The sequence below is a fragment of the Promicromonospora panici genome (assembly GCF_900608595.1).
Classification (GTDB): Bacteria; Actinomycetota; Actinomycetes; order Actinomycetales; family Cellulomonadaceae; genus Promicromonospora; species Promicromonospora panici.
Genome location: NZ_UWYY01000001.1, coordinates 341,473 through 356,311, shown reverse-complemented (window position 1 = coordinate 356,311; position 14,839 = coordinate 341,473). Strand labels below are relative to the sequence as shown.

12 protein-coding genes are annotated in these 14,839 nt (G+C 72.6%); 3 read left to right on the top strand and 9 right to left on the bottom strand.

Annotation, left to right across the window (positions count from 1 at the left end):
* Positions 1 to 20 precede the first annotated feature (20 nt).
* A complete protein-coding gene (locus tag EW117_RS01685; protein ID WP_129782975.1) occupies positions 21 to 1,310 on the bottom strand; it encodes an RNA polymerase sigma factor in 1,290 nt (429 codons plus the stop codon).
* A 180-nt stretch (positions 1,311 to 1,490) separates the two neighbouring features.
* On the opposite strand from EW117_RS01685, the gene EW117_RS01680 reads away from it, so the two are divergent.
* A complete protein-coding gene (locus tag EW117_RS01680; protein WP_129782973.1) occupies positions 1,491 to 1,988 on the top strand; it encodes a GyrI-like domain-containing protein in 498 nt (165 codons plus the stop codon).
* 11 nt (positions 1,989 to 1,999) lie between these two features.
* Here the strand turns inward: EW117_RS01680 and EW117_RS01675 are convergent, their stop codons facing one another.
* The 4 genes from EW117_RS01675 to nirB form a co-directional block, all read right to left on the bottom strand.
* Positions 2,000 to 3,091, bottom strand: a complete 1,092-nt coding sequence (locus tag EW117_RS01675; RefSeq protein ID WP_165362410.1) for a uroporphyrinogen-III synthase — start codon at positions 3,089 to 3,091, stop codon at positions 2,000 to 2,002.
* Positions 3,092 to 3,143: 52 nt separating this feature from the next.
* A complete protein-coding gene (gene cobA, locus EW117_RS01670) occupies positions 3,144 to 3,947 on the bottom strand; it encodes a uroporphyrinogen-III C-methyltransferase (RefSeq protein WP_242504014.1) in 804 nt (267 codons plus the stop codon).
* Positions 3,948 to 4,027: 80 nt separating this feature from the next.
* The gene (gene nirD / locus EW117_RS01665; protein ID WP_129782969.1) at positions 4,028 to 4,471 is read right to left on the bottom strand and encodes a nitrite reductase small subunit NirD; all 444 of its coding nucleotides are present in this window, start codon (positions 4,469 to 4,471) and stop codon (positions 4,028 to 4,030) included.
* Positions 4,468 to 7,062: a nitrite reductase large subunit NirB gene (nirB, locus tag EW117_RS01660; protein WP_129782967.1), complete on the bottom strand. Its 2,595-nt coding sequence runs from the start codon at positions 7,060 to 7,062 to the stop codon at positions 4,468 to 4,470. The genes nirD and nirB overlap by 4 nt, the downstream gene beginning before the upstream one ends.
* Positions 7,063 to 7,236: 174 nt before the next feature.
* Here nirB and EW117_RS01655 point away from each other — a divergent pair, with 174 nt between their 5' ends.
* Positions 7,237 to 7,935: a class I SAM-dependent methyltransferase gene (locus EW117_RS01655; protein WP_129782965.1), complete on the top strand. Its 699-nt coding sequence runs from the start codon at positions 7,237 to 7,239 to the stop codon at positions 7,933 to 7,935.
* Positions 7,936 to 8,013: 78 nt separating this feature from the next.
* Positions 8,014 to 8,910, top strand: a complete 897-nt coding sequence (locus EW117_RS01650) for a LysR family transcriptional regulator (protein ID WP_129782963.1) — start codon at positions 8,014 to 8,016, stop codon at positions 8,908 to 8,910.
* Positions 8,911 to 8,950: 40 nt separating this feature from the next.
* On the opposite strand, the gene EW117_RS30440 is transcribed toward EW117_RS01650, so the two are convergent.
* The 4 genes from EW117_RS30440 to EW117_RS01630 form a co-directional block, all read right to left on the bottom strand.
* A complete protein-coding gene (locus EW117_RS30440; protein WP_277986431.1) occupies positions 8,951 to 9,970 on the bottom strand; it encodes an MDR family NADP-dependent oxidoreductase in 1,020 nt (339 codons plus the stop codon).
* Positions 9,971 to 10,022: 52 nt separating this feature from the next.
* Positions 10,023 to 10,796: an SDR family oxidoreductase gene (locus tag EW117_RS01640; protein WP_129782961.1), complete on the bottom strand. Its 774-nt coding sequence runs from the start codon at positions 10,794 to 10,796 to the stop codon at positions 10,023 to 10,025.
* A 90-nt stretch (positions 10,797 to 10,886) separates the two neighbouring features.
* Positions 10,887 to 12,512, bottom strand: a complete 1,626-nt coding sequence (locus EW117_RS01635; RefSeq protein WP_165362404.1) for an FAD-dependent oxidoreductase — start codon at positions 12,510 to 12,512, stop codon at positions 10,887 to 10,889.
* Positions 12,509 to 14,839: a molybdopterin oxidoreductase family protein gene (locus EW117_RS01630; RefSeq protein ID WP_207211713.1), complete on the bottom strand. Its 2,331-nt coding sequence runs from the start codon at positions 14,837 to 14,839 to the stop codon at positions 12,509 to 12,511. The genes EW117_RS01635 and EW117_RS01630 overlap by 4 nt, the downstream gene beginning before the upstream one ends.

Here is a 14,839-nt window from a genome sequence, read left to right as displayed (position 1 = left end):
CAGAACGATGATGGTGATGATCAGAGTCTGGGCACGCCGCTCCCCAGGTCGACGGTGATCGGGTCGCTGACCAGGAGACCGCGCGGTGCGTTCTCCGGATCGGGGTCCTCGAGGTCGGCGACGATCACGATCAGCTCGTACCGACCACCGGCTCGTTCGTTCTCGTATTGGGGGAACTCGTCGTCCACGAGCGTGTCCGCACGGCAGGACGACGAGCTCCCGGCGTAGGCAGGCCCGCTCCAGGTCCCGTAATCGCTCAGCGCCCGGAGGGTCTCGTCGTTGGCGTGCTCCGCCCAGTAGGTGGGGAGGTCGACGACTCTGCCCTCATGGACCCAGACGATCAACGGGAAGGTCATGTAGGGCGCTGGCCCCTTGGCGGTCTCCTCCATGGCGTCCGACAAGGTCCCGGAGATGGTGACCGGCAGGCTCCAGCTCGTGACCTCCCCCGTGGCGACAGGCTTGAGTTCGCCGCTGATCGCGACGTCCAGCACACCTGTGTCCATCGCCAGCAGCTCCTCGACGGGCATGCCGCAGTAGACGCCCTCGTCACGGGGCCACGTGGCCGGCACGTACCCTGGCGTGTACTCGACCCGCTCCTCCGCGGGCAATGGCTCCGACCGGAGCAGCGGCTTCACCGTGAACGCGCCCCACGCGAGCGCCACGGCCAGCACCATCGACACGCCGGCGACGGCGCCCACCTTCGCCGTCCGACGGCGACGTACCGCACCCGTCACCGCGTCCAGGCGCTCGTCGAGCGAGGTCTCCATCTCGGGCGTCGCGATCTCCGCGAGCGCGGCGCGCAGCAGCTCGATCGCGTTCGAGAGGTACCGCTTGATCGTGCCGGGCCTGGTCCCCAGGGTCGCCGCGATCTGCGGCACCGTCATGTCCTCGAAGAACCGCAGCATCACGGCCTCGCGCTGCCGCGGGGAGAGCTGGGCCAGTGCGGCCCCGACGTCCACCCGTGCGGTGGCTACCCGGTCCGCCCCGGGCGACCAGTCGTCGTCGGCCAGGAGGTGCTTGAAGCCGGCCCAGCTGGTCTGCCGCCGGTAGCTGTCCAGATAGATCGTCAGGATCGCGCGCCGGACGTACGCCTCCATGTTCGTCAGCCGGGGCTGGTCCAGGTCGACGACCTGCCGCCCGCCGTCGGCCGTCCCGGGCAGGCGGCGCAGGCGCGAGAACACCTTCACCAGAGCGTCCTGCACCAGGTCCTCCGCCTGCGTCCGGTCGCGGCACAACGAGTACGCGTACCCGACCAGCGCCCTGCCACGTCCCGCTGCGAGCTCCGTGAGCTCGACCTCCCATTGCGCCATCTGAAGACGCCTCCTCTCCCTGCTCATGCTCCCTGACGGGCCGGGAGGGAAGAACGATGCTTCCGGCGGCGAGAGAAGTTTGCCGGAACCTACTCGCATTCCGGTCGGACCCGGCCGCCCTGGTACCTGGGACCGGGCGGAATCCGATGAGTTCCGCGGGCTCGGACTGTCCACCCCGGCATGAGCCACTACCGCGTCGAGACACGCCCCGAAACACCCACCGTCGGCATCACCGAGGCCATCACGATGACGGAGTTCGCGAAGGTCGCGGACCGCATCCCCGAGCTCGCCGGCTGGCTCGCCGAGCGCGGCACCCGCCCCGCCGGCCCGCCGTTCTTCCGCTACCACGTGATCGACATGGCGGCGGAGCTCGTCGTCGAGGTCGGCTTCCCCGTGCCCGACGACGTCACGCTCGCCTCCGCGGGCGACGTCACCATGAGCACTATCCCGGCCGGGCGGTACGTGACGACCGTCCACCGCGGGCACCCCGACGAGCTGGCCGACGCGACCAGCGAGCTCCTGAGGTGGGCCGCCGCCGAGGGGCTCGCGTTCGACCGGCACGACAACGACGCCGGGGATGCCTGGGCGGGCCGGTTCGAGTTCTATCTGACGGACCCGGCCGAGCAGCCCGACATGGCGGCGTGGGACACGGAGCTGGCGTTCAAGCTGGCGGACTGATCCCCACGGGCTCACGCCAGCTCGATGCGATAGCCCCGCTTCACCACCGTGCGGATCAGGTCGCGTCGCCCCGCCGCCTCGCGCAGCCGCGCGATGGCGACCTCCGCGGCGTGCGTGTCCTGCGAGACGCCCGGCAGCGCGGCGAGCACCTCCTCGCGCGGCACGACGTCGCCCTCGGCGGCCGCGAGCAGCCGCAGCACTGCGACGCCCGTCGGCGACAGGGGCAGCACCTTCCCGTCGAGCACCGCCACTCGCGACCGGATCACCAGCGCCCCGGCGACAGTGTTGAGCGCGACGGAGTCGATGTGCTCGTAGTGGCCCACGAGCGCGCGGACGAGCGCCCCGAGCCGGCCCCGTTCGGGCTGCAGCGGCACGATCCCCCGGTTCTCCAGCGGCTTCGCCGTCACCGGCCCGACGGCGGCCGCCACCGTCCCGCCGTCGACGAACCGGGCGCGTACCCGCTCGATCAGGCCCTCCGCCTCGACGGCCTGCATCCAGGCCTCGGCGCCGGGCGCGGACGTGAAGACGACGGCGTCGATGTCGCCGTCCGCCACGGCGTGCGCCGAGTCGCGCACCGCCGTCGGATCCGGCGCCGGGCCCCAGCGGTAGACCACCAGGCTCGCGACCTGCGCGCCGGCCTTCTCGAACACCTCGTCCAGCCCGTCGGCACCGGCGCCGTGGTGCTGGATCGCGATGCGCATGCCCTGCACACCCTCGCTGAGCAGCACTTCCGCCACCTCGGCGGACGTCTCGGACTCGGCCACCCAGTCGGCCTGCAGACCGGCGGCCTGGATGGCGCCGCGAGCCTTGGGGCCTCGGGCGACGATCCGGGTCTTGGCCAGCAGGTCCAGGAGCGGCCCCGCGAGGCCGTGCGCGTCGGCGGCCTCGATCCAGGCGCGGAAGCCGATCCCGGTGGTGACCACCACGACGTCGGGTGGGGCCGTGACGATGGCGCGCGTCGCGGCGATGAGCGTCTCGTCGTCGACGTGCGGGATCATGCTCAGCACCGGGGCGTGCCGGATGGTGGCGCCGCGGCGTTCAAGGGCGGCGGCGAGCTCGCCCGCCCGCCGCTCCGCCGTGACGAGGACCGTCGCGCCGGCCATGACCTGGCCCAGCGCCGGGCGGGTCGCCTGGGCGTGAGCAGGCGCTGCGACATCAGACACCGGCACCTGCCAGACGTCGCTCACGTGATCCCTCCAGGAGTCCTTCCGCTGCTACGCGGCCGATGACGACGACCGCGGGCGACCGCACACCACGGGCCGCTGCCACGTCGGCCGCCTCTTCGAGACGCGCCCGTGTGACGCGCTGCTCCGGCGTGGAACCGTTCTCCACTATCGCCACGGGAGTTGCGGGGTCGGCGCCTGCGGCCAGGGACTGCGCCACGATCGCTCCGAGGGACCGCACCCCCATCAGTACTACAAGAGTAGCCGCGCCGTCCCGCACGCAGGAGAGTGCGGCTGCATCCAGTGGCCCCGATGTGTCAGACGTCCGGGTCACCCCGGTGACCTGCGGGTCTGACACGCCCGGGGCGCAGTGGCCCGAGACGACGTGGAACCCCGTGGTGACCCCGCGGTGGGTGAGCGGGATCCCGGCCAGGCCGGGCACGGCGACGGCTGACGTGATCCCGGGCACGACCTCGACCGGCACCCCGGCCGTCACGCACGCGACGACCTCCTCGCCGCCCCGACCGAGCACGAACGGGTCACCTCCCTTGAGCCGCACGACGTGAGAGCCCGCCAGGGCGTGCTCCACGAGCAGCTCGTTGATGCGTTCCTGCGGGACGGGATGGCGGCCGGGCTCCTTGCCGACGTCGATCACGCGGACGTGCGGCGGGAGCTCGGCGAGGATCTCGACGGGCCCCAGCCGATCCGCAACCACGACGTCGGCCGACTGCAACGCCCGCCAGGCCCGCAAAGTCAGCAGATCGACAGCCCCGGGCCCACCCCCGACAAGCGTCACCCGCCCCCTCGTCGAGTGCTGGCTCTTCGCCCCTTCAGAGCCATCTGAAGGGGCGAAGATCCCGCACTCAGCGGGGGTGGTCATGGCAGACCTACGTGGACCACGCCGTCTCGGATCTCGACCGGGTAGGTCGTCAGGTTCGGCGGCAGGTCTCCCTTGGGGGTCTTGTCCGCCGCGACCAGGCATTCGCCGGTGATCAGGGAGAACACCTGCTTGTAGACCGGGGCCGCCACCGTGGGCACGCCGCCCCGGGTACCGACGATGCCCCGCGACATGACGTGCGCCCCGGAGAACGGGTCGAGGTTCTGGACGGCGTACACCTGGGCGCCGTCGGCTCCCTGTCCAGGGGCGGTCGAGGCGTCGGGCAGCCGGAAGAGCGCCACCTGGACGTCGCCGAACAGCGCCGCCGCACCCCGCTCGGGGAAGAGGTCGCTGAGCAGGCATACCCGCTCCCAGCGGACCGGGGCGTCGGACACCAGGGTCGTACCGGCCACCTGCGCTTCTGACATGTCGTCGGAGCTCATGCTCGTACCTCCAGCTTCGGGCCCGCGATGACGACGCCGGACGCGCGCTCCTGCTCCGTCGCGGGGCGGCGCTGGCCGCGCTCCTCGACGTAGGCGAGCGACGGGTCGGCGTCCTTGGGGGCGTTGACGAACGACGAGAACCGACGCAGCTTCTCCGGGTCCTCGAGCACGGCCTTCCACTCGTCCTCGTAGTTCTCGACGTGGCGGGCCATAGCGGCGTCCAGGTCGGCGCAGATGCCGAGCGAGTCCTCCATGATCACCTCGCGCACGCCCTCCAGGCCGCCGTCGACCTCCTCGATCCACGGCGCCGTGCGCTGCAGCCGGTCGGCCGTGCGGACGTAGTACATGAGGAAGCGGTCGATCGTGCGCAGCAGTTCCTCCGAGGTCAGGTCCTCGGCGAGCAGCTTCGCGTGCCGCGGCGTCTGACCGCCGTTGCCGCCCACGTAGATGTTCCAGCCCTTGTCCGTGGCGATGACGCCCACGTCCTTGCCGCGCGCCTCCGCGCATTCCCGGGCGCAGCCGGAGACGCCCATCTTGAGCTTGTGCGGCGAGCGCAGGCCGCGGTAGCGCAGCTCCAGCTCGACGGCCATGCCCACGGAGTCCTGGACGCCGTAGCGGCACCACGTGGACCCGACGCACGACTTCACGGTGCGCAGCGACTTGCCGTACGCGTGGCCGGACTCGAAGCCGGCGTCGACCAGGCGGCGCCAGATGTCCGGCAGCTGCTCCACCCGGGCGCCGAACATGTCGATGCGCTGGCCGCCCGTGATCTTCGTGTACAGCCCGAAGTCCTTGGCGACCTGGCCCACCGTGATGAGGCCCTCGGGGGTCACCTCACCGCCGGGCATCCGGGGCACCACCGAGTAGGTGCCGTCCTTCTGCAGATTGGCCAGCATGTGGTCGTTGGTGTCCTGCAGCGTGGACTGCTCGCCCGACAGGATGTGGCCGTTGCCCAGGCTCGCCAGGATCGACGCGACGACGGGCTTGCAGATGTCGCAGCCGCGGCTGTCCGGCTGCCCGAACCGGGCCACGATGTCGCTGAACGAGTGCAGGTCGGCGACCCGGACGGCGTCGAACAGCTGGGCGCGGGACATCTCGAAGTGCTCGCACAACGCGGTGCTGACCTCGATGCCGGCGCGCTCCAGCTCGGTGTCGACCAGCTTCTTCACCAGCGGCAGGCAGGCGCCGCAGGTGGTGCCGGCTCGCGTGCAGGCCTTCACGCCGGGGACGTCGGTGCAGTTGTGCTCGGTGACGGCGCCCCGGATCGTGCCCGCGGAGACGCTGTTGCAGGAACAGACGTTGGCGTCGTCGGGCAGCTCGAGGCCCGGGGCACCGCCGCCGCCCTCGGGCAGCAGGAAGGCGCTCGGGTCGTCACCCGGCAGCTCGGCGCCGAGCATCGGGCGCAAGCTGGCGTACGGTCCGGCGTCACCCACGAAGACGCCGCCCAGGAGGGTGCGGGCGTCGTCGGACAGGACGAGCTTCTTGTAGACGCCGGCGACCGGGTCGGCCCAGACCACCTCGACGGCGTCCTCGGTGCGGGCGTGCGCGTCGCCGAACGACGCGACATCGACGCCGGAGAGCTTGAGCTTGGTCGCGGTGTCCGCGCCGGGGAACTCGGCGAGGCCGCCGAGCAGCCGGTCCACGACCACCTCGGCCATCGTGTTGCCGGGCGCGACCAGGCCGATGCAGCGTCCCTCGATGCAGGCCACCTCGCCGACGGCCCAGATGTGCGGGTCCTCGGTACGGCACGACAGGTCGACGACGGCGCCGCCGCGCTCGCCGACCGGCAGGCCGGCCGCGCGGGCCAGCTCGTCACGGGGACGTACGCCGGTGGCCACGACGACGACGTCGACGTCGAGCCGCCCGCCGTCGGCGAAGTCGAGCCGGCCCACGTGGCCGGTGCGGCGGTGCGGCTTCATCTGGCTGGTCGCGGTCTCCGCGCGGACGCCGATGCCCTTGCCGTTGATGAGGCGCTTCAGCGCCTGCCCGCCGCCGAGGTCGACCTGAACACCCATGAGGTGCGTGCCGAACTCGATCACGGTGGCCTGCGCGTCCAGCGCCGTGAGCGCGCCGGCGGCCTCCAGACCGAGCAGACCGCCACCGATCACGGCGCCACGCACGGGCTTGCCCTCGGGGTAGCTCCGGCGCTTCTCCTCGACCCAGCCGCGCAGAGCCGCGACGTCGTCGATGGTGCGGTACACGAAGACGCCCGGCAGGTCGTTGCCCGGGATGGGCGGCATCGCGGCGTTGGAGCCCGTGGCGAGCACGAGCTCGTCGTAGAGGTGCACGTGGCCGAGCCGGTCGGTGACCGTCTTGGCCTCGCGGTCGATCGACTCGATCTTGCGGTCGGTGTGCAGGGTGACGAGCGGGTCGGCCCACAGGGCCGGATCGCCCAGGGCGATGCCCTCGGGACCCTCGTCGAACCAGCGGGTCAGGCCCACGCGGTCGTAGGGCGCGCGGGGCTCTTCCGCGAAGACGGTGACGCGGTAGCGGCCGGCGTCGTCCCGGGCGCGGAGCGCCTCGACGAGCCGCTGCGCGACCATGCCGCCGCCGATCACGACAAGGTGCTGAGAATCGCCGGAGTTGACCATGTCTTGACCGTAGGCGGCTGGTTTTTCGCGTTGGTGCGGCTGTCGTTACCCGGGCCGAAACTCTTCCTCACAGGCTCGATCACCGCCGAGTGAGTGTGTCCCCGGTGAGGGCTTCAGGTCTGGCGATCGAGGCGGCTCGGGTCCGGGCGTGGTCGACGCCGCTACGGTGGCCGCATGGACATCCGGACCGTGCCCAACCCGCTGGTCCGCGCGGGCGGCCGCTGGCTCCGCCGGATCAACGACCGGCACCCGTGGAGCCACAACGACCACTTCCACGGCTGGATCCTGCGGCGGCTCCCGGTTCGACGGCGGCGGGCGCTCGACGTCGGCTGCGGCGCCGGTCTCCTGCTGGGCCGGCTGCGGGGACGCTTCGACGAGGTGCTGGGCATCGACGCCGACTCGGCCATGGCCGCCGTCTCGACCGAGCGCTTCGCCGGTGACCCGGTGGTGAGCGTGCGCCACATCCGGTTCGAGGAGGTCGACGGCACGTTCGACACCATCACCATGATCGCGGTCCTGCACCACATGCCGCTGGAGGCCGCCCTACGGCACACGTCCGAGCTGCTGGAGCCCGGCGGCCGGCTGCTCGTCGTCGGCCTGGCGCGGCCCGACACGGTGACCGACTTCAGCTGGGATCTTGCATCGGCCCTGCTCAACCCGCTGGTCGGGATGGTCAAGCATCCACGGCCGGTCACGAAGCCTGTGGACGACGGCGGCCCACCAATGCCGGTCCGCGACGCCGTCGAGACCTTCGCGGAGCTCTCCCGGGTCGCGCGCGACGTGCTGCCGGGCGCGCGGGTCCGCCGTCGGCTGTTCTTCCGCTACACGCTGGAGTGGACCCGCCCGGGCGGTCGTGGGCGTCGCACGGAGTAAGTGCGCCGCCTCGCGGGTTGTAGCCCTTGCAGCACAACGTGACGACGGGCCGGACCAGCCCCCGAGGAGACACGAACCATGAGCCTTCGTCAGTACGAGTACGCCCTGGCAGTTGCCGAGGAGGGCTCGGTGACCGCGGCGGCGGAGCTGCTGCATGTCGCTCAGCCGTCGATGTCCCAGCAGATCCGCGGCCTGGAGCGGGAGCTCGGCGTGCAGCTGTTCGCCCGCACGCCCACCGGGCTGGTGCCCACCGTGGTCGGCCGGGCATTCCTGCGGGAGGCCGAGGTAGCTGTGAACGCGTCCCGTCGGGCGCGGGCGGCGGCCCGAGCGGGAGCCGACGAGCTGGCAGGCGAACTGGTCGTCTCGGCCCAGCTGGGCTTCGGCGCTCGACAGCTGCCGAGCGCGCTGGGCACCCTGCGCCGCCGATTTCCGCGGCTGGAGGTCACCGTCTTCGAGGAGCCGAGCTCCGCGGAGCTGGAGCGGCTGGGCCGCCGGGGCGTGCTCGACCTCGCGCTGATGGCGCAGTGCACACAGACGCCCGACGACGCCCACCACCTCGGCGACGAGGAGTTCGTCGTGGTGCTGGGCGCCGGGCACCCGCAACTCGCGGCGGAACGGGTGGACCTGCGCGGCCTGGCGGGCGAGCCGTGGGTCCGGTTCGACCGGGACAGCGCCCTCGACGGCGTCCTGCGGGAGGTGCTGCGGGACAACGACCTGCCTCAGACGACCGCCGCCCGCGTGTCCCAGACGGCGACCGCGGTGCGCTGGGCCGCCCACGGGCTGGGGGTCACGCTCGTCCCGGCCTCTGCGGTGCCCGACGGCTACGAGCACCTGGCCCGCCCCGTGTTCCCCGCCGTGTCCCAGCCCGTCGTCGCCGTGCTCCGGCGCGACGCCGGCCCCGCGGAGACTGCCCTGCTGGAGCTCCTGCGCCAGGAGACCTGGTCCGAGTCGGTCTCCCTCGTGCGGGCGTCCTGACGGCCGAGAGCAGTTGCCGGCCGACCCGATCCGCGCGGTCCTACCCGGCGAGCCGCACCACGACGTTCCCGCGGTGCAACCCGGCGAGCACCTCGTCCTGGGCGTTGATCGCGCGCTCGAGGCCGCCGTCGAGCAGCGTGCGTGCGAACGTGATCCGGCCTTCGGCGTACCACTGGGCGTAGTGGGTGTTCCAGGCCTGGATCTGGTCCAGGGTCTGCCTGGTGGAGAAGGGGCGGATCTGGATCTCGTTGATCAGGGCGGTCATGATGTCCAGCCGAGGGAATCCGCCGTCGCCACCCCCGACCTGGCCGGCGAGCACGCCGCACAGGGCGAAGCGGGCGCCGGACGCCGCATGCCGGATCGCGGCCTCGAACTGGGTGCCGCCCACGGTGTCGAAGAACACGGTGATCCCCTCGGGGGCGAGCTCGGCGAGCCGGTCGTCGAGGTCCTCGGACTTGTAGTCGATAGCCGCATCGAGGCCTAGTTCTTCGACGAGGAAACGGCACTTGTCCGGCCCGCCGGCGATCCCGATGACCCGGGCGGCGCCGCGCGCCCTGGCGACCTGGGCGGCCATCGACCCGACGCCGCCGGCGGCCCCGCTGACCAGCACGACGTCGCCCTCGCCCACGCCGGCGACGTCGACCATGCCGTAGTAGGCGGTCACGCCCTGGTTGAGCAGGTACTCGGGGCCGGGGAAGACGCCGTCCGGCACGGGGAAGGCCGCAGCGGCGCCGAGGGTGCTGTGCCCACGCCAGCCCGACATGTGGAGCACGGCTGTGCCCACAGGAAGGGCCGCGTCGCGCGACTCGACGACCCGGCCGATCGCCGGGCCGTAGAGCGACTCGCCGATGCGGAAGGGCGGGACCGGCAGCTGTGGATGCGCGAACATGAGGTCGCCCGTGGCGGCGATGATCTGCTGGAGGCTGTTCTCCACGCGCACCTGGCCCTCGCGCAGAGGCGGCAGCTCTACCGGCACCACCTCGAGCAGCGAGCTGGGACGCTGGGCGAGATCCGTGCGGTGCGCGCGCAGCACGACGGCAGATGATTCCTGGACGGTCATTGATGAAACCTCGTGGTCAGTCCTGTTTTTCTTTGGCGGAATTCGTTCGGCGTCAGTTCCTGGGATATTCGCCGCCGTCCACGGAGAAATAGGTCCCGGTGATCCAGCTCGCCCTGTCGGACACGAGAAAGAGCACAGCGTCGGCGATGTCGTCAGGCCGGCCGTCGCGCCCGAGCGGGGGTGTGTTGACCGCGCCCGATCCCTCGTCGTCGCTCGCCCACCGCTTTCGCGTCTCCTCGCCACCGGGTGTCGCGGTCCGGCCGGGGCCCAGGGCATTGACCCGCACCCCGGAGGGGGCCAGCTCGGCGGCCAGGGCCCGGCTGTAGGTCTCGAGGCCCGCCTTCGCCGCCTGGTAGTGCGCGAACGCCGGGACCGGCGGGAGAACCGCGGCCGAGGAGATGTGCACGATCGCTCCCGAACCCCGTTCCCGCATCCCGGGCACCAGCAGTGCGTTCAACCGCACCGGCGCCAGGAGGTTCAGGTCGAGCGTGTCCTGCCAGTCCTCGGCGGGGATCGTCATGGCGCTGGCACCCTCGTTGGCCCGCGCACCACCCGCGTTGTGGACGAGCATGTCCACGCCGCCGAGTGTCTCCAGCGCGGCCTCGGCCAGCGCCTCCGTCCCCGCCTCGGTCCGGATGTCAGCCGTCACGAACGCGGCTCCGTCCGGCGCGGCGTACGTCGTCGACCTGGCGGTGGCCAGGACCTCGGCGCCCGCCTCGAGAAGCTGCCGCACGATCGCCGCCCCGATTCCGCGGGAACCACCGGTGACGAGTGCGCGCTTTCCCGCGAGCTCTTGAGTTGCCGACCCATTCTGAATTGTGTTCACGCCACCGACGGTAGGTTGACACAAGAACGAGGAGCAAAGACGAAATAACAGCAGGGGCCATAGGTAATTCCTATGACCCCTGTTCAAGCTTCACGCCGGTTCCGGGACCGCCTCCTTGCTCTCCTTGAGCCAGTCCACCAACCCGCACACGGCGTCCTTGCAGGAGCCGCAGCCGGTCGTCGCCCGGGTCTCGCGCACCACCTCGTCTACCGTGTGTGCGCCTGCCTCGCACGAGTCGGTGATGTCGCCCTTGGTCACGCCGTTGCACCGGCACACCACCGCGTCGTCCGGCATGTGCTCGGGGGACGATGCCGGGGCAGCCGTCGGCATCACCGGCGTGAGCAGCAGGAACGCGGGGTCGAGCGGGGCGGGCGTGCGCCGGGTGTAGGCGGCGATGAGATCCGCGGCGACCCGCGGATCGCCGACGCACGTGGCGCCCACGAGGATGCCGTCCGACACGACCACCTCGACGTACCGCCCGGCTCGCGGGTCGGCCAGGCGCACCGCGCGCTGCGTCGCGGCGTTCGGGCGCGACGGCCCGCAGACCCCCATGGTGGTGACGCTGAGCGCACCCGCCTTCACCTTCACGACGTCGGTGCCGCGCGTGTCGATGCCCTCGTCCGACTGCGCACGGCTCATCGTGGCGCCGCTGGTCAGCAGGGCGCCGAGGCGGACGGCCATGCTGGGCTGGGCGCCGTCGTGCGGCAGGCGCAGGTGGGCCAGGGGCTCGGGCTCGACCGGGGCGACCGGCTCGACCTGCGAGACCAGCGTCTCCGCCAGGCGGCGGGCCTGGTCCCAGCCCTCGGCGACCAGCCCGCGCGAGCCGGACGGCGGCTGCGCGCAGTCGCCGATCGCGTGCACGCGCGGGTCGTCGGGGCTGGCGAGGTCGTAGCCGACCACGATTCCGCGGTCCGTGGACAGCCCCGCCGCCGCGGCAAGCCCGGTCTCGGGAATCGTGCCGACGGAGAAGACGATGAGGCGCGCAGCCACCACTTCATCGCCGGCCTGCCCGCCGTTGTCCTTGACGCGGATGCCGACGGCGTGGCCGCCCGCCACGAGCACCTCGCTGGACAGGCTGTTCGGCAGCACCGTGATGCCCTGCCCCTCGAGGCCGGAACGGACCACGTCCGCGGCCTCCGGGTCGAGCTGGCGCTCCATGAGGGACTCCACGTTGTGGATGAGCGTCACGCTCAGGCCACGACCGGCCAGCCCGACGGCGGCCTCCAGCCCCAGCACGCCCCCACCCACCACGACGGCGCGCGGGGAGTTCACGGTGGCGGCCACGATCTCGCGGGCGTCGTCGAGGTTGCGCAGCGCGTGCACGCCGGCGGGCAGACCGCCGTCGGCCCTGCGCAGACCCGGGATCGGCGGGATCCGGGCGGCCGCACCCGTCGCGAGCACCACATGGTCGTACGGGTGGGACGTGCCGTCGTCGGCGGTCACGACCCGCGCCTCCCGGTCGATGGAGGTTGCCGTGACGCCCCGGCGCACGTTGACGCGGGCGCCGTCGGGCAGGGGCATCGTGATGGCGGCGACGTCGGTGCGCCCGGCGACCACGTCGCTGAGCAGCACCCGGTTGTACGGCTCGTACGGCTCGGCGCCGAGCACCGTGATGTCGAACGCCTCGGGCTCGCGACGCAGCAGCTCGTCGACGAGTCGCGACCCGACCATCCCGAAGCCCACCACGACGACCTTCACAGGGACACGCAGGTTCATGTCGAGAGCTCCTTCTTTCGGCGGGCGGCATCCCGGTGGTCGACCTCGTCGAGACCCGTCCTGGTCTCGACGGGCTCGACCGCTGGGGCGTCGGCCACGGGCTTGAGATCCACGGCGCAGACCTTGAACTCCGGCATCCCGGAGATCGGGTCGGTCGCGTCGGTCGTCACCTGGTTCACGGATCCGATGCCGCTCCAGTGGAACGGCATGAAGACGGTGTCGGGGCGCACGGCGTCGGTCCAGCGGGCCGTCGCCTCGACCCGGCCCCGCTCGCTGGTGAGGCGCACGCGGGCGCCGTCGGGCACGCCGATGCGGTAGCCCAGCACGGGGTGCAGCTCGACGTACGGCTCGGCCACGAGGCGCTCCAGCTCAGCGACGCGGTGCGTCTGCGCGCCGGACTGGTAGTGCTGCAGCACCCGGCCGGTGACCAGGTAGAACGGGGCGCCGGGGCGCACCTCGTCGCTCGGCCCCACGTGGTCGACGGCGACCATGCGCGCCCGCCCGTCGGGGGTGGCGAAGCGTTCGAGGAACAGCCGCGGCGTCCCAGGATGCATGTCGGTGTCAGACGCACGGGTCACTCCGGTGACCTGTGGGTCCGACACGTCGGAGGGGGTGGCCGGGACCGGCCAGAACAGGCCTGGGCCGCCGGACGCCTCGTCGGCGTCGAGGCGGGCGTGGGACAGCCCGGAGTAGTCGGCGGGGCCGCCCGCGGAGGCGCGGGCCAGCTCGTCGAACACGACCGACGGGTCGGTGGGGAAGGCCAGCGACGCGGGCGCGCCGAGGCGGCGCGCCAGCTCGGCGAGGATCCACAGCTCGGACCGCGCCTCGCCCGGCGGCGGCACGGCGGCCCGACGGCGGATGACGCGGCCCTCGAGCGACGTCATCGTGCCCTCCTCCTCGGCCCACTGGGTCACGGGGAGCACGACGTCGGCCAGCAGCGCCGTCTCACTCGGGACGAAGTCGCAGACCACGAGGAAGTCGAGGCTCTTCAGACGGTCGATCACGCTGCCCGCGTTGGGCGCGCTGACCACCAGGTTCGACCCGTGCACCATGAGGGCGCGGGGCCGGATCGGGCCACCCGTCTCGCCGGTGCGCGCGCCGAGCGACCTGAGGAGCTGCACCGCCGGCAGGCCCGGGCCAGGGAGGGTCTCCGGGTCCACGCCCCAGACGGCGGCCACGTGCGCGCGGGCTGCCGGGTCGTCGATCTTGCGGTAGCCCGGGAGCTGGTCGGCCTTCTGCCCGTGCTCGCGGCCGCCCTGCCCGTTGCCCTGCCCGGTGATCGCGCCGTACCCCGACCCGACGCGGCCCGGCAGGCCGAGCGCGAGCGCCAGGTTGATCGACGCCGTGACGGTCGCGGTGCCCTGCGTCGATTGCTCGACGCCGCGGCCCGTCAGCACGTACGCGCCCGAGCCGCCGTGCACGGGGGCGGCGGCGGCCAGCAGCCGGGCCACGCGGCGCAGGTCGCCCGCGGGCACTCCCGACACCGACTCGACGCGCTCCGGCCACCAGCCCGCGACGGACCGGGCGACGTCGTCGAACCCCGTGGTGCGCTCCTCGAGGTACGCCCGGTCGGCGAGCCCCTCGGCGAGCACCACGTGCAACAGCCCGAGCAGGACCGCGAGATCCGTACCCGGCACGGGCGCGAGATGCACGCCCTCGGCGGGCTGCTCAGAGGTGGGATCGTCGGCGAGCCGGGCCGTCGCGGACCGCCGTGGGTCGACGACGACCAGCCCGCCCGCGGCCCGCGCACCGGCGAGGTGCTGGACAGCGGGCGGCATGGTCTCGGCGAGGTTCGAGCCGAGGAGCAGCACGGCCTGGGCGCTGCCGAGGTCGGCCAGCGGGAACGGCAGCCCGCGGTCGACGCCGAACGACCGGTTCATGCCGGCCGCCGCGGACGCCATGCAGAACCGGCCGTTGTAGTCGATGTTCGGGGTGCGCAGGACGGTCCGCGCGAACTTGCCGAGCACGTACGCCTTCTCGTTGGTCAGCCCGCCGCCGCCGAACACGGCGACGGACTCCGGTCCGTGCTCGGCGGCCAGCGCCGCGAGCCGGGACGCGACCAGGTCGAGCGCCGCGTCCCAGCTAGTCGGCTCGAGCTCCCCCGACACACCCCGGACCAGCGGGGTGACCAGCCGGTCGGACGCCCCCAGCACCGCGGCCGACGTCCACCCCTTCTGGCACAGCCCGCCCCGGTTGGTCGGGAAGTCGCGCGGCTGCACCTCCGGCGCACCCGCGCCGTCGGCGGTGGGCCGCGTGAGCGACATCCCGCACTGCAGGGCGCAGTAGGGGCAGTGCGAGTCAACAGTGGTTCCGGGGGAAGCGAGCAT